Source organism: Pontibacter locisalis (genome assembly GCF_042684605.1).
Lineage (GTDB): Bacteria > Bacteroidota > Bacteroidia > Cytophagales > Hymenobacteraceae > Pontibacter > Pontibacter locisalis.
In genome coordinates this window covers 1-19,228 of the sequence record NZ_JBHULU010000012.1, presented here as the reverse complement: position 1 = coordinate 19,228, position 19,228 = coordinate 1, and the positions used below count along the sequence as shown (strand labels likewise).

At 44.8% G+C, this 19,228-nt stretch carries 16 protein-coding genes; 6 read left to right on the top strand and 10 right to left on the bottom strand.

Annotated elements, in window-relative coordinates; genetic code table 11:
- Nucleotides 1-350: 350 nt before the first annotated feature.
- The 4 genes from ACFSRY_RS08150 to ACFSRY_RS08135 form a co-directional block, all read right to left on the bottom strand.
- Nucleotides 351-1,463 (bottom strand): family 16 glycoside hydrolase, encoded by a 1,113-nt coding sequence (locus tag ACFSRY_RS08150; protein ID WP_377505190.1) that lies wholly within the window; start codon nucleotides 1,461-1,463, stop codon nucleotides 351-353.
- A gap of 110 nt (nucleotides 1,464-1,573) precedes the next feature.
- Nucleotides 1,574-2,443 (bottom strand): AraC family transcriptional regulator, encoded by an 870-nt coding sequence (locus ACFSRY_RS08145; protein WP_377505187.1) that lies wholly within the window; start codon nucleotides 2,441-2,443, stop codon nucleotides 1,574-1,576.
- A 94-nt stretch (nucleotides 2,444-2,537) separates the two neighbouring features.
- Nucleotides 2,538-3,401 carry an LOG family protein gene (locus ACFSRY_RS08140; protein ID WP_377505184.1) on the bottom strand — a complete coding sequence of 288 codons (864 nt, stop codon included), beginning with the start codon at nucleotides 3,399-3,401 and terminating at the stop codon, nucleotides 2,538-2,540.
- A 142-nt stretch (nucleotides 3,402-3,543) separates the two neighbouring features.
- On the bottom strand, nucleotides 3,544-4,791 hold the full coding sequence (locus ACFSRY_RS08135) for an ABC transporter permease (protein ID WP_377505181.1): 1,248 nt from the start codon (nucleotides 4,789-4,791) through the stop codon (nucleotides 3,544-3,546).
- Nucleotides 4,792-4,984: 193 nt separating this feature from the next.
- Between ACFSRY_RS08135 and queA the strand changes: the two genes are divergently transcribed.
- From queA to ACFSRY_RS08120, 3 genes are all read left to right on the top strand, one after another.
- Entirely contained in the window at nucleotides 4,985-6,031 is a 1,047-nt protein-coding gene (gene queA / locus ACFSRY_RS08130) for a tRNA preQ1(34) S-adenosylmethionine ribosyltransferase-isomerase QueA (RefSeq protein WP_377505178.1), read from the top strand.
- A gap of 77 nt (nucleotides 6,032-6,108) precedes the next feature.
- Nucleotides 6,109-6,738 carry a CatB-related O-acetyltransferase gene (locus ACFSRY_RS08125; RefSeq protein WP_377505175.1) on the top strand — a complete coding sequence of 210 codons (630 nt, stop codon included), beginning with the start codon at nucleotides 6,109-6,111 and terminating at the stop codon, nucleotides 6,736-6,738.
- Nucleotides 6,739-6,779: 41 nt separating this feature from the next.
- The gene (locus ACFSRY_RS08120) at nucleotides 6,780-7,463 is read left to right on the top strand and encodes a 2-C-methyl-D-erythritol 4-phosphate cytidylyltransferase (protein ID WP_377505172.1); all 684 of its coding nucleotides are present in this window, start codon (nucleotides 6,780-6,782) and stop codon (nucleotides 7,461-7,463) included.
- Between the two features lie 28 nt (nucleotides 7,464-7,491).
- Here ACFSRY_RS08120 and ACFSRY_RS08115 read toward each other — a convergent pair whose 3' ends face one another.
- From ACFSRY_RS08115 to ACFSRY_RS08105, 3 genes are all read right to left on the bottom strand, one after another.
- Entirely contained in the window at nucleotides 7,492-8,217 is a 726-nt protein-coding gene (locus tag ACFSRY_RS08115; RefSeq protein WP_377505169.1) for an ABC transporter ATP-binding protein, read from the bottom strand.
- 70 nt (nucleotides 8,218-8,287) lie between these two features.
- Nucleotides 8,288-8,509: a DUF2795 domain-containing protein gene (locus ACFSRY_RS08110; protein ID WP_025608825.1), complete on the bottom strand. Its 222-nt coding sequence runs from the start codon at nucleotides 8,507-8,509 to the stop codon at nucleotides 8,288-8,290.
- A gap of 280 nt (nucleotides 8,510-8,789) precedes the next feature.
- Nucleotides 8,790-10,103, bottom strand: coding sequence for a DUF349 domain-containing protein (locus ACFSRY_RS08105; protein WP_377505165.1), 1,314 nt, complete (start codon nucleotides 10,101-10,103; stop codon nucleotides 8,790-8,792).
- Nucleotides 10,104-10,469: 366 nt separating this feature from the next.
- Here ACFSRY_RS08105 and ettA point away from each other — a divergent pair, with 366 nt between their 5' ends.
- The gene (gene ettA / locus ACFSRY_RS08100; protein WP_377505161.1) at nucleotides 10,470-12,140 is read left to right on the top strand and encodes an energy-dependent translational throttle protein EttA; all 1,671 of its coding nucleotides are present in this window, start codon (nucleotides 10,470-10,472) and stop codon (nucleotides 12,138-12,140) included.
- 899 nt (nucleotides 12,141-13,039) lie between these two features.
- On the opposite strand, the gene ACFSRY_RS08095 is transcribed toward ettA, so the two are convergent.
- The gene (locus ACFSRY_RS08095) at nucleotides 13,040-14,632 is read right to left on the bottom strand and encodes a serine hydrolase (protein WP_377505158.1); all 1,593 of its coding nucleotides are present in this window, start codon (nucleotides 14,630-14,632) and stop codon (nucleotides 13,040-13,042) included.
- A 116-nt stretch (nucleotides 14,633-14,748) separates the two neighbouring features.
- On the opposite strand from ACFSRY_RS08095, the gene ACFSRY_RS08090 reads away from it, so the two are divergent.
- Both ACFSRY_RS08090 and ACFSRY_RS08085 read left to right on the top strand, forming a co-directional pair.
- Entirely contained in the window at nucleotides 14,749-15,678 is a 930-nt protein-coding gene (locus ACFSRY_RS08090) for an ion channel (protein WP_377505155.1), read from the top strand.
- Nucleotides 15,675-16,652, top strand: coding sequence for a GNAT family N-acetyltransferase (locus tag ACFSRY_RS08085; protein ID WP_377505152.1), 978 nt, complete (start codon nucleotides 15,675-15,677; stop codon nucleotides 16,650-16,652). The genes ACFSRY_RS08090 and ACFSRY_RS08085 overlap by 4 nt, the downstream gene beginning before the upstream one ends.
- Nucleotides 16,653-16,697: 45 nt before the next feature.
- On the opposite strand, the gene ACFSRY_RS08080 is transcribed toward ACFSRY_RS08085, so the two are convergent.
- Complete coding sequence (locus ACFSRY_RS08080; protein WP_377505148.1) at nucleotides 16,698-17,672, bottom strand: zinc dependent phospholipase C family protein; 975 nt, start codon at nucleotides 17,670-17,672, stop codon at nucleotides 16,698-16,700.
- A gap of 352 nt (nucleotides 17,673-18,024) precedes the next feature.
- Nucleotides 18,025-18,642 (bottom strand): putative quinol monooxygenase, encoded by a 618-nt coding sequence (locus tag ACFSRY_RS08075; protein WP_377505144.1) that lies wholly within the window; start codon nucleotides 18,640-18,642, stop codon nucleotides 18,025-18,027.
- Between the last annotated feature and the right edge of the window lie 586 nt (nucleotides 18,643-19,228).

The window sequence follows — 19,228 nt, the reverse complement described above, 5'->3', positions numbered from 1 at the left end:
AGTGGTTTTGTATATCTATAAAATTCTAATGAAGCACTTCCAGGGAGCCTCTGTAGCTTCTGCCGGTTGCAGGATGATACAGGTAGTAAAACAATAAAGTATTGATTTTGTCCTTAGGAGCACAGTCGTTGGTATAGTTGCTGGTACGGTATATTTCTTTTCCCCAGCGGTTAAAGAGTTTTAACTCCCAGTCGTCTTTTATCTGGCCATAGTGCTTCTTGTTATACTACATTAAAGGGTTTAAATATATATATTAACTAGAATTGTAAGATACAAGCATATGGGATATTAGTAAATAGAAAAGCCTTTGCCAGAATCGGCAAAGGCTATGTTCAAAAAAATCAATCAAGTTATTTGATACTAATACCGTTCATGTCTTCAAACCGAGCCATAAGCCCCCAGCCGTTGGCTCTGGAAGCAAGCGCAACGAGTATGGTGTTCTGCCCTTTTTTGAGCGGCAGGTATACGGCGTTTGTGCGAAGCTGCTTGTCAATTTCACCCCTATACATACCGTTCTTCGCCCTGAAGCTATTGTCGCCAAAAAAGACAGGCGCGCCGTTTAATAAAAGGTGTGCTTTGTTGCTATACTCAAAGTACAGTTTCTTTACTTGCTCCTTATCAGATTGTAGCTCCAGTTTTACCCATACCATATCGTCGGTGTTCCTTTCGAAGGCTTCGGCTTCTCTCTTGCTACGGTACTGTGCTATGTTGAGCAGGCCCTGTGCATCAGTCGGGAGCGTTTCCCATGTTAGCTGATGCAGCTTAGGCCATTTTTCTACCTGAACATCCTGCACCAGAAAAGAAGGAGATACCTGCCAGCTTTTTACAACATTTGCTGCTACATCAGGAACAATGGAGCCTGTAGGTGCAGTGGTAGGGTCAAGGGGTGTAAACCTGAAGTTACTGAAACGGGCGCCGTTCAGTGTCCAGAGTCCAAACTTGCCACTCTTACTTCCCTGGCGCAGGTTAGATATAACCATAGAAGGAATATCAGAGTGATCTAAGTATACCCGGGCAAGTGTGCCCTGTACCTCTATTTTCAGGTGTATCCATTCGTTTGGCCTGAAAACATGCTTTGCCTGGTGTTCCGCGTATAGTTGCCAGGAACTGCTGCCATTAAACACAGGTGTGTACTGCACCGCATCCGGCTGACCTGATTTGCCTTGCCTGATGTATAGTTCTTCGTAGTTGTTTTTGCCATCGTGCCTGAATACGATACCTGCCATTCCACGGGCAGGATCAGGGGCAATGTCCACTTCTAAAATACCATCCTGCATCTCCTGATTACTATACAGCACATGCCCCCGTTCCAGGTATAGGCTTTCCTGCCCCAGGTAGTTTTCTACTACTGGTTTTGTTGTACCTGTTTCCCAGTTACCGGAGTTAAAAGAGAATCTGTTATCATTGGCAAATCCTGCCCAGCTAGCTGCCAATGCCCAAATTAGGAAGAGTAGTTTTTTCATAGTTTTATTTTGTCTGATGCTTTAGACGTTCTTGTATTTGATAGCACCTTACAAAGGTCGGGAGCAGGAGAGGAATCTAACAGGTCGTTTTATAGGTAATGATGGTCATTTTATAATTGCCTGTTGCGGTAAGCATTGGGAGAAAGACCAGTTTGCGTGCGGAAGAATCTGTTGAAGTTGGCCGTGTCTGAAAAATTGAGGCTATAGGCGATTTCAGCTACTGTTTTGGATGTGTATAATAACTGGCGCTTGATCTCAAGCAGCAGTCGGTTTTTTATGAGTACCGATGCCGTAGTGCCAAAATGTTTTTGAGCAATGGTGTTAAGGTGTGCAGGCGTAACGTGCAGCAGCTCGGCATACTCCTGTACCTGGTGCTTTTGCTGGTAGTGCTGCTCCAGTAGCTTCCGGAATGTAAAAATGTAATGATTGCCCTCTGTATCTGCCTCTGCTTTGTGCTGCTGCGCGTAAAGCCTGTTCAAACTTATCAGCAGCTGATAAAGTAATGCACGGAGCATGTGCGGGCTATCTTGCTGAAGTTCCATAAATTCTTGTTCAATAGCCTGTATATTACTCTTGAACTGATAAAGTGCAGTGGGAGGTGCAAGCAGGGCAGTTGGATTGGAAGTGTTATGAAAGAATTGGAAGCGGTGCAGAAAAAGGGGGTCATTGAAAAACGAGGCGATAAATGTTTCCTCAAAAAACAAGGTATACCCCTGCACGTCACTTTCTGTTTTCCACACACGCACCTGCCCTGGCGAAGTAAAAATAATCCTTCCTGGCTCCAGCTTGTGTACCACCCCATCCAGACTAAAAGTGCCACTTCCCTTCTCCAGAAACATGATGTCGTAGAAAGAAAGAACGTGAGGTGTGTCGGAGAGTATGAAGTTCTCTAACGATTCTATTCTTCCAACATCCAGGAGGAGCTCCCGACCATACTTGTTCCGCAGAAAATCAAAGTGAAGAATCTGTTGGTCCGGCATAGCGAAAATTTCAGGTAACTACGGCAAATATAGTACAAAAGCAAAAGCCCGCTGTATTGGCAGCGGGCTTTTGTGTAAGTATAGAACTGTTCTCTTAGAAGTTTGGAGACAACAGGTATCTGCTATAGAAGTCATCGATGACCTTCACTGCTTCCGTGGCATCATCCACTATATGGATCAGGTCTAAGTCCTCCGCGCTGATGTTGCTCTCAACTTGTAACATCACCTCATCAATCCACTTAAACAGACCTTCCCAGTAAGAGCGGCCCACCAACACGATCGGGAAAGCACCAATTTTCCTTGTCTGTATCAGCGTGATCGCTTCGAACAGTTCGTCAAGTGTACCAAATCCACCTGGCATAACCACAAAGCCCTGCGCATACTTCACGAACATTACTTTGCGAACAAAGAAGTAGTCGAAGTTAATGAGTTTATCAGAGTCGATGTAGATATTGTTAAATTGCTCAAACGGAAGCTGTATGTTCAAACCTACAGATTTACCTCCCTCTGAGTGAGCTCCTTTGTTACCGGCCTCCATAATGCCGGGGCCTCCGCCTGTAATTACACCATAGCCATGGCGTACTAACTTGGCGGCAATCTCCTCAGCCATCAGGTAATACTTGTGCGTGTTTTTTGTACGAGCCGATCCAAAGATTGAAACGCACGGGCCAATTTTAGCCAGCTTCTCAAACCCCTCCACAAACTCAGACATTACTTTAAATATCTGCCATGAATCGGCAATCTTTATCTCGTTCCAATCTTTGTCAACGAAGGCCTGGCGGATTTTTTTGTCTTCCGGAGAGGCAGGCGGAGCAGTTGTCTGACCACTTTCACGCAGATCAGTTACTGATCTTGCTTTATTTTCGTTTACATCAGGCTTAAGGATTGTTTGTCCGCTGCCAGTATTAAGCTCCTGGTCGTGTAGCTTCGTTTTGCTTGTCTTTCTAAGCTTTGTCATAATTTTTTCTTCATCTTCATCATAGAGGCCTTAGCCCCTGGCGCCAATTCATAAGGCGCACTTCATCTCAATAAATAAAGCGATGGGTTGTTTGCATCATTGTGAGGAAGCGCTGCAAAACACCCAGGCGTGTAAATAAAATCTATTTGGAGCGGATCGCAATAACCGGATCCAGGTTGGAGGCTAAAACTGCCGGAATAATTCCAGAAAGCATTCCTATCACGGCCGATACGCCAAGTCCGAGAATAATGTTGCTCACTGATAAGGACACCTTCATCATGTCCTGGGGAATTAGTGTGAGCAGGAACACAAGCAAAATGCCTATGCCTCCGCCGATTAGGCTCAGGAATACAGACTCGAAAAGGAACTGGAAAAGTATAAAGTAATTTTTTGCTCCCAACGATTTCTGAATACCAATAATATTGGTTCTTTCTTTAACAGACACGAACATGATGTTGGCAATACCAAAGCCACCAACCAATATAGCAAAACCTCCGATTACCCAGCCTGCCAAACCTACTACCTCAAAGAATCCGCCGATTGCCTGCGTAGCCATTTCTGGTCTGTTTAAAGCAAAGCTGTCTTCATCACGTGGGCGCAGTCCGCGGATGTTACGCATTAATCCCCGTATCTCATATTCCAACTCAAGCAGCCCCTGGTCTTCTTCACGGCCTTTAACAGCAATGGTAGAGCCTATGCCATCCGGGCCAACATCAAACATTTTCGCAAAGGTGCCATAAGGTATAATGCCCATTTGATCGAAGTTAGGTAGGCCAAACATGCTTTCGCCCTGCTTTTCCATAACACCAATTACCATTAACTTCTGGCCGGCCACCTTTACCTCTTGCCCCAGTGGCTCAGTGAAAGGAAAAAGCGCTTCTGCCATTTCATGGCCAATAATCACCACATTTCGGGCCGCATCTACTTCCTGCGGCACAAAATAACGGCCTTCCTGAATAGGTATCTCGGCTACCTTGTTGTACTCGTAAGTAACACCAAATAGGCCGGCGTTGGAATAACTGTTACTGCCTTGTTTGAAAGTATTATTTCCTTTATCTGCAAAAATAGCAGCGCCGGCATCGTTTGATAGGTTGCGTTCCAGTAATTTAAACTCGCGCAGGTTTGGCTCAGGCCTCTGAAAGTACTTCCACCAGGGATAATTCGGGCCAAATGACCAGGGCCACTTCTGTACATAAATTACTTTGTCGCCGATAAAGCTCATGCTGTCACGCACATTGCGCTCCAAAGAATCTACCAGGGTAAAAACAGAAATAATGGCGAATATACCTATTGTAACGCCCAGCAATGAGAGAATGGTACGCAGCAGATTAGAACGAAGCGCCTGCCATGCAAACCGAAAACTTTCCGCTATTAAGCGCAGGTATATCATAGTCTTTCCTAAAACAAGTTTATGTAGCTTAAGTAATTTGGTTAAAAGTAAGAATATTTCGGTCAAACTCAGTAAATTTGCGGTCTGATTTTTCGTTTTTTAGTAAACAGGAGTATAGAAACCCATTAGAGGAGACCGGGGTTTATTAAAAAGCACGAAGGCAACAGACACCAAATACCGTAATATTTGATATATGAAATTATCCGAATTTAAATTTGATCTTCCAGAAGACCTTTTAGCCACACATCCTTCAGAAAACCGCGATGAGTCTCGTATGATGGTGCTGCACCGCGATTCAGGTAAAATCGAGCACCGTGTGTTCAAGGATATTCTGGAGTATTTTGATGATGGCGATGTGATGGTAGTGAATGATACCAAGGTTTTTCCTGCCCGCCTTTATGGCAACAAAGAAAAGACCGGCGCCAAAATCGAAGTTTTCCTGCTGCGTGAGCTGAACAAAGACATTCACCTGTGGGATGTTCTGGTTGATCCGGCGCGTAAAATCCGAGTAGGAAACAAGCTTTACTTTGGCGATAGCGACCTGGTAGCTGAAGTAATTGACAACACTACTTCCCGTGGCCGTACAATAAAGTTTTTGTTTGATGGCTCGGATGAGGAGTTCTACAAGACAATCAACGATCTTGGCGAAACACCTCTGCCTAAATACATCAAACGTGAAGCAGAGCCAGAGGATAGAGAGCGTTACCAGACCGTTTATGCTAAGAATGTAGGAGCTGTGGCAGCACCTACTGCAGGTCTGCACTTTACTAAAGAAGTAATGAAGCGCCTGGAAATCAAAGGAGTGGATGTAACTCCAATAACGCTTCACGTAGGTCTAGGCACTTTCCGTCCGGTAGATGTGGAAGACCTGACGAAACATAAGATGGATTCAGAGAACTTCATGGTTCCTGCTGATACGGCTGAGATGGTAAACCGTGCCCTGGACAACAAGAAGCGTGTTTGTGCCATTGGTACCACCACCATGCGTGCACTGGAGTCTTCTGTATCTGCTAATGGCCGCTTAAAGGCAAATGAAGGCTGGACCGACAGATTTATTTTCCCTCCTTACGATTTTAAAATTGCAAATGCCTTAGTTACTAACTTCCATATGCCGGAAAGTACTCTACTGATGATGGCTGCTGCCTTTGGAGGATATGAGCTGGTTATGAAAGCGTATGAGGAGGCCGTAAAAGAGAAATACCGTTTCTTTAGCTACGGCGATGTAATGCTTATTCTGTAAGTTATACTTTATATTGAATACAGATGCCCCAGCCGCTAAAGCTGGGGCATTTTTTATACTTCTAAACCTGCACAACTATGAACGGACCCGACCCCAAAGCTATTTACCCGCTGCCATTTCATCAGAAAATGGTGTTCCTGAAAAACACCATACAAAACCCAAACATTAAGGTTGGCGACTATACGTACTACGATGATCTGGAAGATCCTTACAACTTTGAGAAGAATGTGCTGTACCACTTCGACTTCATCGGGGACAAGCTGCTGATCGGTAAATTTTGTGCCATTGCCTCCGGTGTTAAGTTTATCATGAACGGCGGAAACCATGAAACAAAGCCTATCTCCAGCTATCCTTTCTCTATTTTCGGAAATGGCTGGGAGCGTATCGCAGACAGTGTTTCTTATCCTGTGAAAGGAGATACCATTGTAGAAAACGATGTTTGGATTGGCACCGAAGCCGTAATTATGCCTGGCGTAAGAATCGGAAATGGCGCTGTGGTGGCAACCAAGGCTGTCGTAACCAAAGATGTGCCTGATTATGCCATTGTGGCCGGCAACCCTGCGGCGATTGTAAAAATGCGCTTTTCAGAGGAGCAGGTACTACAGCTGCAAAGCATAGCCTGGTGGAACTGGAATTTAGAAAAGATTACCCGAAACCTGCACCTGATCCATTCTGCAGATGTTGAAGCTTTAGCAAAATGTAGCTAACCTTGTGCCTCATCAACTTTTCAACTCCTTAACTTTGTAGCATGGTTCAAGTTCCGGAATACGCAATTATAGTAGCTGGCGGCAGCGGCACCCGCATGCAACACAGTTTACCCAAGCAGTTTATCGAAGTAGCAGGAAAGCCTATCCTGATGCATACTATAGAGCAGTTCTACAGGTATAACCCGGCGGTTAGGCTGATTGTGGTGCTGCCACAGGAGCAGATCACAACCTGGCGCGAGCTGTGCCGAAAGTATACCTTTAAGCTTTTCCATATGACAGTGGCCGGTGGTGCTACTCGGTTTGGCTCTGTTAAAAATGGGCTGGGTGCGGTGATGGGAGATGGATTGGTAGCAGTGCACGACGGGGTGCGACCATTTGTGGAGGTAGAAACTATTCGTGCCGCTTATGAGGCTGCAGCTAAATTTGGCAGTGCAGTAGTAGCTGTTTCTCCTAAAGATTCTATTCGGGAACTGACGGGAGAGGGGAGTCGTGCAGTGCCCCGCGCAAACTATAAACTGGTGCAAACGCCGCAGTGTTTTAAAGCAAGTATTCTTCGCAGTGCTTATGAGCAGCCGGAACAAGAGCATTTCACCGACGACGCCTCGGTGGTTGAGAGCACAGGCGAAAAAATAAAGCTTGTAGAGGGGAGTTACCGCAACATCAAAATAACAACACCTGAGGATCTTGTATTAGCTGAAGCTTTTGCAGCTCAGGATAAGATGTAGACAGGTTAAGTTAAACGGTTTACGGGATTCAAAGCACCGGTTGGCGCCCTGCCTCCAGAAAAGCCTGATTTGCCTTTACTGTTTCAGACGTTATTGGCTCCAGTTCAGGAGCGGGTTTCGAAAGGTTTAGAATATAACCCTTTAATGGCAAGAGGTTGTAAAGATCATGGGTAATGCAAAGTACAGTTTTGCCCTTTTGTATGGTCCACTCCTGGAGCAATGCAAAAACTTTGTTTTTGTAGTATACATCCAGCTGCTGTGTAGGCTCATCAAGCAACACGATGTCTGCGTCCTGTAGCATCAGTTGAGCAAGCCATACCAACTGCTGCTCACCTCCGGACAAAGTTGTGAAATCATGATCTATGAGGTGCGACAGCTGTAGTTGTTCGAGCACCTGTGCAGCCTGTTGATAATCTGCTGCCCCATAATCTTCAAAGAAGTGCTTTTTCCTGAACAGGCCCATTACGACCAGGTCGTGCACCTTTATCGGAAAGTTGATGATGTTTTTCTGCGGAAGGTAAGAAAGAATTCCTTTCTCGGCGGGATTGGAAAGTTGCCTGAGGTCCTGGTGGTGAACCAGTAGTTTACCCTGATAATCAATCTTTTGTTGGAAAGCTCTGAAAAACGTAGTTTTCCCTGCGCCGTTATGGCCGATAATAGCCACAAAAGCAGGGGAGGGTACAGAAAAAGAAAGGTTGCGAATCAGGACCCGCTGGCCATAACCCGCAACCAAATTTTTTACTTCAACGATCAAAACGAGGTCAATTAAAAATTAGAAATGTCAGGAATGAATCCGGTAATAAATTTCTAATCTCTGATTGTTCTTAGTATTCGTCTTCGTTGAACATGAAATCCTCTTTAGTAGGATAATCAGGCCAGATCTCCTCGATGTTCTCGTAAGGTTGACCGTCGTCCTCCAGGGCTTGCAGGTTCTCTACAACTTCCATTGGGGCACCAGAGCGGATAGAAAAGTCGATCAGCTCATCTTTAGTTGCTGGCCAGGGTGCGTCCTCCAGGTATGATGCTAATTCTAGTGTCCAGTACATAGTATTTTCTCCTTTAACTTAATGGCTATTAAAATGGGATTGCAAAAGTATAAATAAATATAAAAATTAAAATTTTTTAGTAAAAAAAATTGCTTTTTTGTCTGTTTTTACCAACACAACGCAAATAATAAACAAATGTTCAAAAAGGTAAGCCTTTTTTTCATCCTTATTGAAGCAGCTAAAACAGCAGCTACAGGAGCAGAAATTCTTACATGTTAACCTAAACAAAAAAAGCGCCAATTGCTTAACAATTGGCGCCTCTTTATGAGTTTTACCCTTTTTATCTGCTTATCGCGCTGAGCTGCCCTTTAAACATTTCAATCAGCTCCTGCTTCGTATTAATCTTTCGGTTAAAGTTACGGATCTTACCTTGCAGCATGCTGCGGAAAGAATCGCTGCCTGGTGAGTCACTTAATTTACCCAGGTTGCTTTCCAGTACCTCCAGCTCATTTTTATCAGACTTAATGAAATCCTTTAATGCACTGATTCGTGCCTGTAAGCCATCTTCCTCTGTAAAAGACTCATCAGAAGACTGCTGACGCTTACGTATATAATGTTCAAGGCTGCTCATCTCAAACACCTTGTCACAGGCTTTAATAAAGCGCTCCCAAATCATGTCTGACACGGATGGATGCACAGGGCCTACTTTTTTCCACTCAGCCTGTAGTTCCTTCGCGCGTTTTACAGCATCATTCAGGCTGTTTTGCTGCAAAAGCCTTTCAGCCTCGCCAGCCAGTTCTTTCTTGCGTTCCAAGTTTTGGTCGTAATACTTCTCCTTCGACTCTTGTTTCTCATTGTTGATCTTCTGTTTCAGGCGATCAAAGAAGTGGTTATGCGCACGTCTAAAGTCAGACCACAATTTTGTGGTGGTTTTACGTGGAAGGTTACCGCCTACTTCTTTCCATTGCTGCTGTAGTTGCTTCAGCTTAGCTGTGGTTCCTTCCCAGTCCTCTGAGTTCTGCAGGGCGTAAGATTGTTGTATGAGTTCTCTGTACCGCTCATAGGTGCGGTTAAGCATGCGCTTCTTGTCTTCAAAGAAGTTTTTCTTTCGCTCAAAGAATTTGTCAACGGCATCTCTGAACCGCTCTTCAATCTCATCAGTTAGTTCTTTCTCAACAGGGCCAGTCTTTATCCAGGTGGCACGAAGTTCTTTCAGGGCTTCGGTGGCTTCTTTCCACTCAATGCTCTCACTTAGTCCTTCAGCTTGCTGTACCAGGTCTATTTTTATCGATAGGTTCTTAGCCCGGTTCTGCTGGATAGTTTCATTGATATCTTCCTCTGCCTGGCTCAGGGTGTAGTAGATTTTCTCAAAATCACCAAGAGCATCGTAATTTCCTACCTGTTCTTTCATGTGCAGCACCTTCATCAAAAAGGAGCCTTTGTTGTCAGAGGTTGCGATACGTTCCAGCAGGTTGTTTACCTTGTCCTTGAACATCTCGAAACGCTTAGCGAAGTAAACCAGCGAATCATCCTCAGATTCTTTCACATCTCCTACCTGTCTGGCTGGGTAGTTCATGAAGGGTTTCAGCCACACTTGCTGGTCCTGAATAAAGCCATACTTCTTGGCTTCTTCCAATAGTTCGTTGTTTTCCATGTTACTGGATCGGGTTTTGCGTCGAAAAATAGGGTAAGGCGATCGTTTTAAACTAACTTTAGCATACGCAGGTTCGTTAGCAGCGTTTGCGCTTGCTGCTTCTTTACGAAAAAAGAAGCGGAGGCGCCTGCTCAACTACTGGTGCTACAGTGAGTCCGGACACACTTTACCCATACAGTTTTTACAAGTTTAATGATTTCAAAGCAATTTTAAGAATCGCAAACACATGAATTTTTGCGATATTTGTAATGTATTACAAAACAATTAAGTTAAAATGGGCCTGAGAGTTATTAGCTGTACGCCTATATGTATAAAATAGCTCAGGGTTTAGTATAAAAAAAAGAAGAAATAAATATATTCTATAGCATGAGTAACGAAACAATCATTTTTTCAATGGCGGGGGTAAGCAAAATTTACCCGCCTCAGAAACAAGTGCTTAAAAATATCTACCTGTCGTTTTTCTATGGCGCCAAGATTGGTGTGCTGGGCCTTAACGGTTCTGGTAAGTCAAGCTTGCTAAAGATTATTGCAGGGGTTGATAAGCAGATACAGGGAGAGGTAGTCTGGAGCCCGGGGTATAGTGTTGGTTACCTGGAGCAGGAGCCGCAACTAGACCCAACCAAAACCGTGCGCGAGGTAGTAGAAGAAGGCGTGGCTGAAGTGGTGGCCTTGTTGAAGGAGTTCGACGAGATCAACATGAAGTTTGCCGAGGAGATGACGGACGATGAGATGAACAAGCTTATCGAGCGCCAGGGTGTAGTGCAGGAGAAACTGGACCACCATAATGCCTGGGAACTGGACAACCGCCTGGAGCGCGCCATGGATGCCCTGCGCACTCCACCGGAAGATGCCATTATCGGAAACCTGTCGGGTGGTGAGAAGCGCCGTGTGGCCCTTTGCCGCCTGCTACTGCAGGAGCCGGATGTATTGTTGCTGGATGAGCCTACCAACCACCTGGATGCTGAGTCAGTGGATTGGCTGGAGCAGCACTTGCAGCATTATAAAGGTACTGTAATCGCTGTTACCCACGACCGTTATTTCCTGGACAACGTGGCTGGCTGGATTTTGGAACTAGACCGTGGCGAAGGCATTCCGTGGAAAGGCAACTACAGCAGCTGGCTGGAGCAGAAAGCTAATCGCCTTGCTAAAGAAGAGAAAACTGAGAGTAAGCGTCAGAAAACGTTACAGCGCGAGCTGGAGTGGGTGCGTATGGCTCCGAAAGCCCGTCAGGCTAAATCAAAGGCCCGTATCAGCCAGTATGATAAGCTTGCCAGCGAAGATGTGTCTAAGAAAGAAGAGAAACTGGAGTTGTTTATACCAGATGGCCCACGTTTGGGTAGCCAGGTAGTAGAGGCGCATCACGTGAGCAAAGCCTACGGCGATAAACTGCTTTTTGAAGACCTTAACTTTGCTCTGCCGCAGGGTGGCATTGTAGGTATCATTGGTCCGAACGGTGCCGGTAAAACTACCTTGTTTAAGCTGATAACAGGACAGGAAAAACCAGATGCAGGTGATTTTGAGGTAGGCTCTACGGTGCAGATCTCTTACGTTGACCAGGAGCACGCGCAACTGGATAGCACTAAGTCGGTGTTTGAGGTAATATCGGGCGGAACAGAGCACATGATGATGGCCGGACGCCAGGTTAACTCCCGTGCCTATGTAAGCAAGTTTAACTTCTCGGGTGGTGACCAGGAGAAGAAAGTAGACAAGCTGTCGGGTGGTGAGCGTAACCGCGTGCACCTGGCCATGACACTGAAAGAAGGCGGTAACCTGCTGTTACTGGATGAGCCAACCAACGACCTTGATGTAAATGCAATTCGTGCACTTGAGGATGCTTTGGAGAATTTTGCTGGTTGCGCAGTAATTATCTCCCACGACCGTTGGTTCCTGGATCGTATCTGTACCCACATTCTTGCGTTTGAGGGTGAGTCACAGGTTTATTGGTTTGAAGGTAACTACACAGACTACGAGGAGAACAAGAAGAAGCGAATGGGCGATGTAGAGCCAAAGCGCATTCGTTACAAGAAGTTAGTTTAGGTGTATAGGAAGAAAAGCTAAACCTAACTTTAGCTATAGAAGAAAGGCCGTTCCTTAGCAGGAATGGCCTTTTTGTTTATAGTTACAGGTGCTACTCAGATAATCACTAGGCAAACCTGCCCTTCCGCTACTGCAGTCTTTGCTATTTTTAAAGCCAGCAAGGCAAGAATTCTTTTTTCATAGGTTAAGAGAGACTTAAACATAAGCTGTATTTTGCTCGTAAAATACTAGTAGTTAATGTGTTGTATCTCAATTTGTCAGTCATGAAAAAGATTTACTCTTCTAGTGAAGCTGCTGCTTATGCTATAATAGCAGCTTACTTTGCTGTTGTAAGTGTTATCGCAGCTATACTTACCTAAATCAAGTGCTTCCCTGCAGTGAATGTTAATTTGTGGGGAAGCCACAAAACAAGTATCGAAGTCTGTTATATCTGTTCAGGTAAATCCTTTACCTCCTTAGGTTTCTTTGTCTCTATTTTGCTCCTTTTATATCTTTTTGAACTTAACTTTGTTCTGATGTTATAAACATCTGTAGTGCAGGATGTTGCACTTTTGTGCGTCTTTGTGTTTTTCTAATAAGTTTTAGCTTAATAGTATAAATTGCATATAAACTTTCATAGATATTTAGCATGTTATTTATATATATAGATAATTTTACATAATATTGTATATGTAAATCTCATATTTATTTATGAGCAAAATATCTCACCACTAACCACAAACAACAAAAGCAAAATGAAAAATTTATACTCTGAAGATATCTTAGCTTACACTATCATTGCAGCTTATTTTGTAGCGGTAAGCACTTTGGCTTTAATTCTCGGCTAAGGTAAGATTTGAAAGAATTGAAAAAGGGGCAGTGATATCACTGCCCCTTTTTTATACTACCTACAGATACTGCTATAGTGCATCTGGTGTAACCTTCACAAATTTCAGTTCATCGAAATGAAAATCCGGATTATTCGAATCCAGGCGCATTTGTGCTATGCTTCCGTCTTCACCAATCAAAAACCTCACATTAGTAGGGTGTAGCAGGGCATAATCATTCTTCCAGTCAAGGTTAAATAAGTCATGTTTCAGAAAACTAAGGGTTCCTCCTAAGGTAGGGGCTGGTAAAAGATTTAATTCCAGCTTACCGTCTCTCAGTGTAACTGTTGCATCACCATACAACTCACTTCTGTAAGTGCCTGCATAATCCGCCAGTGCCCGCGTTGGTTTATTATTGCGCTTACTTTTTAATTTAGGCTGTTTAGAGGCTGTCTCCTCTTGTTCTTTTTTTGCTTTAGCAATGGCATCCAAGTTAAACTGGCTCCAGTCCCGACCTTTCTGTATGCCTAAAAACTGATCAATGGTGTAGTTAGCAACAGGAGTCATAATGCTGCTCATGCTGTTGGTAAGAATTACGATCCCCAGATTCTCCTCAGGCACCAGTACCGTACGGCTGTTCATACCTTCATGGCCACCGCCATGGTATACCAACTTTCGGCCTTCGTAATCACTTACAAACCAACCAAGACCAGCGGCTGTAAAATGTGTGGAAGGGGTGATCTCCTCCGCTTTTTTAGAAACCGGAAACGGGTTGTGGGCAGTCCACATATTACGACTGGCGCCTTCACTGAAAATTTCTTTTCCTTTATAGGTGCCTAGGTTCAACTGCAGGCGCATCCATTGCGCCTGTTGGTTTACACTTGTAAATATACCCGCTGCTGGGTTCCAGCTGTCCCAGGCGGTGAGGGTGGTGGCGTAGGGCTTTCCTTTATCGTCAAAACCATGTGGAGCGGCTACATTATCAACACCCTTCAGATCATTGACAGAGGTATAAGTGCGGTTCATACCCAGGGGTTTCAGGAAAGTTTCTTTGATATAGCTTTCCCAGGTTTTCCCGGTAACATTCTCTATAACTTCCCCCGCAGTTATAAACATAAGGTTTGAATAGCCATACCCGTCACGGAATCCGAATTCAGGCTCCAGGTGCCGCATGCGCCTGATAATTTCTTCGCGGCTGTAGGTGGTGTTATACCAAAGCAAATCTCCACTAAAGGTTTTAAATCCAACCCGGTGACTTAACAAATCTTCTATTGTCAAATTTGCGGTGACATATGGGTCATAAAGTTGCAGGTAAGGCACATACTTTGTCACCTTATCTGTCCACTTAATTTTACCGGCGTCTACAAGGGTGGCAAGGGCTGCCGCTGTGTATGCTTTAGAGTTAGAGGCAATGCCAAAAAGGGTGTTGGCATCTACCTTGCCACCTGTTTTGTTACTAAGCACCCCATAGCCTTTTGCGAAAACAACGGAGTCGTTTTTTACAATTGCAATTGCCATTCCTGGCACGTCCCATTCCTGGAGGGCCTTCTGGTAATAAGCATCAAGTTTTGAAAGATCTACAGTAGAGTTGGACTGTGCCTGTGCCCGCGGTTGACTTATGAATACGACAAACAGGAGCATCAGCAGGATCTTAAATCGCTGAAGCGATAAGTTCTTATGAATCATCTGAAATCAAGCTTTTTTATGTTGCAGCAAGATACATTATTTTGACCTGTAAGGGAAATCACGCTTTTGCAGATATATTCTATACTTTCGTATCTTGTTGTACCTGATTAATGCCTATGAGAAAGTTTTGGGGGCGAAGCATAGATCCCGGACTAGGGGAAAAGTATAACAGCTGGACAAAGCGCATGCTTAACAAAGACGGGACGTTTAACATTGTTAAGCGAGGAAGTGAGCTGCGTCTCTACGATGCCTATCAATACCTCAGCTATGTGTCTGTGGCACGCCTGTCATTAATAGTGTTAGGATTTTACCTCCTGATCAACCTCCTGTTTGCGATACTCTATTTAGGGGCTGGTGTTGAGAATTTGCACGGGGTAGACCCAAACCTTCCCCCTTTCTGGAATGCCTTTTTCTTTAGTGTGCAAACTTTCACAACAGTAGGGTATGGCATACTGTCACCACACGGCATGCTTGTGAATTTGATTGTTACCCTGGAGTCACTTCTGGGTTGGGTTGGGTTCGCCATTATTACCGGAGTGGTTTATGGGCGCTTCTCTAAGCCCAATGTTCGTATACTTTACAGCAACAATGCTCTTATTACTCCTGTTGAGGGAGGTAAGGTGCTTCAGTTCAGACTAGCTAATAAACGAAACAGCATGCTGATGGAAATGGAGGTAAAGGTGCTGCTGACGGTGCAGGATGCTACTTATGAACGGCACTACTACAACCTTAAGCTGGAGCAGTCGTCGCAGCACTTCTTCCCGCTTAGCTGGACAGTTGTGCATCCAATTAGCAAGGAAAGCCCTCTTTTCAACATTACCCCGGGGCAGCTTGAAGAGCAGAGAGCAGAGGTGCTGGTTCTTGTTAAAGGATATGACGAGGCATTCGGCCACCACATCCATTCCCGTTTCTCTTACCGGTATGATGAGTTACTTTGGAATGCTCGTTTTAAAAAAGCCTATACTGTGGATGAAACAGGAGAAATTGTTTTTAGTCTGCTAAAGCTGCATGAAACTGAGCCGGTAAAGGGAGAGCTTGCGGAATGAGTATAGTCTACCTCCTCCACCAAGAGATTGACAAGCGGCAATGGGATGCATTGATTTCTCAGGCACCAGAGGGGCAGGTGTATGCCTTATCTTGGTACCTGGATGTGGTGGCGCCTAATTGGGATGCTGTGGTGGAGTTAGACGGGAACGATAGATATGAGGTAGTGATGCCTGTTCCGTGGCGGAAGAAGTTCGGTATACCTTATGTGCAGCAGCCGCTGTTTTGCCAGCAGTTAGGTGTATACAGTATAACCGGAAACATTCAGGCGTTTTGTTATAAAAGGCTTTTGCAGGAGGTGGAGAAACGATTCCGGCACGTAAGTCTTTACCAGTTTAATACTGATAATAACGTGGCAGCTGAGCTCCGGTTAGAGCAAACCTACACCTTGTACTTAAACCTTAATAAGCCTTACCAGCAACTGTATCAGCAGTATACCCGCGACAGAAAAATTAATCTTAAACGAGCTGTAAAGGCTGGCTTAGAACTGCAGGAAGATGATGACCTGGAGCCACTTATTACTTTCTTTAAAGCTGAAGCAGCGGATAGGATATATGGAGGAGTTTCGGAGAAGGCTTACGATCTGTTACGAGAACTGTACAGGGAGCTTAAAGCCAGAGGCCTTGCAAAGCTGATTTATACCTATGACCAGGAGGGGAGGAAGAACTCAGGCTGTCTTTTTATACTGTGGCGAAACAGAATAGTCTACATTTTTAACGCCGCCGCTGCGCATGGCCGTAAGCAAAATGGTAGAACTTTGATGCTGGATCACATGATTAAGCAGTTTGCCGGACAAAACTTTATACTCGACTTTGAAAGCCCTGATGACAGTGAGCCGGATATCGTGCACTTTTACAGGAGTTTTGGTGCTGTAACGATACCTGTGCCAGTACTAAGGTATAACCACCTGCCTAAAAGTATAAAATTAGTTCGTGAACTAAGGATGAGGGTAGTCAGAAAGCTAAAAGGAGGTTGAGCTGATATATGTAATAATGCTTCCTGTAAGAAGGGGGAGCTACTATTATTGGTAACCTTCTTCACGTGGCTTGTGCGGCCCCGTTTCATACTCTTTCTTTTCCATCTCCAGGCGGTGAAGTTCCTCCGGCGAAAGCTTAGTGCTGAGAGTGCCCAGGCTTGGCTGCCCGGCATCTACCCAGGCAGTATACCAGTAGCTTGCTGTGGCAAGTATTGCTAGCCTCATCTGCCGCTCTACCTGGCCCCGTAGCTTTCTGCTGTATGCTTGTGAAAAAGCCTGTGAGTATACGCGGGTTGTTAAGTTGTTCCGTGGTTCATAACTATATTTCTTCTCCTCATCAAACTCCTGAGTAAGTTCCCGTTCAAAGTATAAAACAGAGTCAAGGCCGAGATGGGAGCTGGTTACCAATTGCCAGGCCTTGAGTTGAGGGTGCTCAATATACTGTGCCTGCCCTACAAAAAAGTTATAGTTGTCGGAGAAGAGCTCTGGCAGACGGGTTTCCCAAAAAGCGTGTATGCCGCGTTGCCCGGTTAGCTGTCCGTTGTAGTTCTGAGTTGTGTGAAGTGGTACACAGGCGTCGGCTATATAATGCCCCATCTCGGTACTAAGGCGGAGAATCTTGTCCAGGTTTCTTTCCTTAAATGCCTGCGTGAGCTGGTATTTCATGAAATTGATGTGCCAAGGTACGATGCCATAAGCCATCAGTGTGTCTTCAGTATACTTTTCAACTGCCTGCTGCCATGATCTTGGTAACTTGTAAAGAGCACTGTCTCCATAAACGTCCAGGTCTATGTAGTGGCGGGGCGCTTCATTCGCGACAGCATACCGGCGCTTATCCGGGTTCACCGCATTTTCCGTTATATAGCGAATGTGCTTCTTATAGAACCCTACCATTTCGGGAGGCAGGGCGAATACTGCCAGCCTGTTAATGCGCTGGTGCGCAAAGAAGCCCCAGCTGTGGCCAAAGAGTGGCAGCAACAGGAGGGTCAATAAAAGTACAGCTTTGGATTTATTAGCCATTCCTGCGGTGTACGAAGTTTAAGGGGCAGTGATTGTGCTGTAATGGTAATTTGCAGGAAATCAGGTTGCTTAAAGGCGCATGTATCAGGGGAAACAAAAATTTGACCAGCACCCGCTTTCATGCAACCATTGATTATCTTCTGGTATCTAGCTGTAGAGCCCTTCAGAATTTTATTTATAAGTAAATCTGGGTGGCCTTTATCTATTGCTGTCCAATCCTGGTGGCTTTAGCGGATGTTAATTTATCGAATGGCAGGTGCTAATTTAAATCAGCGCCTGTCATTCGTTTTTATGAGAGTCTTTAGCCTGCCTTAATCAGGATTAACATATGTGGGTAGTGCTCGGGTAAGTCTTATATCACAAGCTTTTCTTCCAGCACAGTTGGCAATTCCATATCTGGCATACTTCCCAACAGCGAAAGGGCATTTTTTGCAAGTTCTCTTGGTATCTGTCCTGTTAGGTGTTTAAATCTTCCTCCGTTATCGGGAAAGACATCAAAAATACCGTACTCATCGTTGTCTAGTCGAATAGCAAACCAAGCCGTTGTATCAGGCTCCTCACGCGCCAAGGCTTCTGCGTCTTTCAAAAACCGCTCAACTTCCTGAGTATGTCCTGCCTTAGCTTTAAAAGTCAGCAAAATGGCTTTTGTATCTGGTTGCTGGGGCACAGTAACAGGCATCTTTCTCGCCAACACATCTAATCTTTGCACTCTGGGAGGTTCAGAAAAAAGCGTGTTTATCTGCTGCGTCAGAATGTTAGCAGTTGATCCGGAAAGTAATTTTTCGCGGGCTTCTTCGCTCTCAAACATGCCAACAATACCATACTCAGACTTGCCAAACCGAATGCCAAACCAAGCTTTTGTGTTTTCTTCCTGCTGAATCATTGGGTTGGTCGCCCGAAGGAAAGTTTCTACATCGTCATCTTTGCCAGACTTTACTTCTAGTCGAATAAGTATTCCTTTACTTATCATAGTTCTGTATCTTTTATGAATATCCTGAATTAACTACCCGCAGTTTAATTCCTGTTAACGGACTCCTTTTCTGGTTAGTTTTAAAAGGCTATTTCTGGGCCTGTAACCCTTGGCTTTAGTCCCCACCATGCTTTTACAAGTATTTTAGGGTTAATGTGCGAATAAATAAGGGAAGGGCAGGCTGTCCTGTATAGTGGAGTAGTGATTGACGCGATAGATTCTGCCTCTGGTATTATTTTGTGAAAGTATATATTCTTTACCTCCTATATAGTATATTCGTTAGTCCGGTTACGTTTAGCCGCCGGATTTGGTGGTATAAACGTAATAGTTACGTTTATACAATAGTTGACCGTGATTGTGAATTTACGAGCTTTAAAAGTGGCGTGTCTTTCAGGCTTTTAGGGGGCTGGGCGGCATCAAAGGCCACAAAAGCTCAGCAACGATCAGAAAAAGAGCCAATGGCATAAATGGAGTTTGGGCCTGAGAAGTCTTGCTTCGGCGATGCCGGGAGAAAGCGCGTGCTTTCGGACGGGGGCGTCCAGGCAAGACTTTGGTGGGGCGAAGTTATAGTTGGGAATTGACAAAG

Coding starts and splice junctions, on each gene's coding strand:
- ACFSRY_RS08150 (WP_377505190.1), bottom strand. CDS start 1,463: ATGAAAAAACTACTCTTCCTAATTTGGGCATTGGCAGCTAGCTGGGCA.
- ACFSRY_RS08145 (WP_377505187.1), bottom strand. CDS start 2,443: ATGCCGGACCAACAGATTCTTCACTTTGATTTTCTGCGGAACAAGTAT.
- ACFSRY_RS08140 (WP_377505184.1), bottom strand. CDS start 3,401: ATGACAAAGCTTAGAAAGACAAGCAAAACGAAGCTACACGACCAGGAG.
- ACFSRY_RS08135 (WP_377505181.1), bottom strand. CDS start 4,791: ATGATATACCTGCGCTTAATAGCGGAAAGTTTTCGGTTTGCATGGCAG.
- queA (WP_377505178.1), top strand. CDS start 4,985: ATGAAATTATCCGAATTTAAATTTGATCTTCCAGAAGACCTTTTAGCC.
- ACFSRY_RS08125 (WP_377505175.1), top strand. CDS start 6,109: ATGAACGGACCCGACCCCAAAGCTATTTACCCGCTGCCATTTCATCAG.
- ACFSRY_RS08120 (WP_377505172.1), top strand. CDS start 6,780: ATGGTTCAAGTTCCGGAATACGCAATTATAGTAGCTGGCGGCAGCGGC.
- ACFSRY_RS08110 (WP_025608825.1), bottom strand. CDS start 8,509: ATGTACTGGACACTAGAATTAGCATCATACCTGGAGGACGCACCCTGG.
- ACFSRY_RS08105 (WP_377505165.1), bottom strand. CDS start 10,103: ATGGAAAACAACGAACTATTGGAAGAAGCCAAGAAGTATGGCTTTATT.
- ettA (WP_377505161.1), top strand. CDS start 10,470: ATGAGTAACGAAACAATCATTTTTTCAATGGCGGGGGTAAGCAAAATT.
- ACFSRY_RS08095 (WP_377505158.1), bottom strand. CDS start 14,632: ATGATTCATAAGAACTTATCGCTTCAGCGATTTAAGATCCTGCTGATG.
- ACFSRY_RS08090 (WP_377505155.1), top strand. CDS start 14,749: ATGAGAAAGTTTTGGGGGCGAAGCATAGATCCCGGACTAGGGGAAAAG.
- ACFSRY_RS08085 (WP_377505152.1), top strand. CDS start 15,675: ATGAGTATAGTCTACCTCCTCCACCAAGAGATTGACAAGCGGCAATGG.
- ACFSRY_RS08080 (WP_377505148.1), bottom strand. CDS start 17,672: ATGGCTAATAAATCCAAAGCTGTACTTTTATTGACCCTCCTGTTGCTG.
- ACFSRY_RS08075 (WP_377505144.1), bottom strand. CDS start 18,642: ATGATAAGTAAAGGAATACTTATTCGACTAGAAGTAAAGTCTGGCAAA.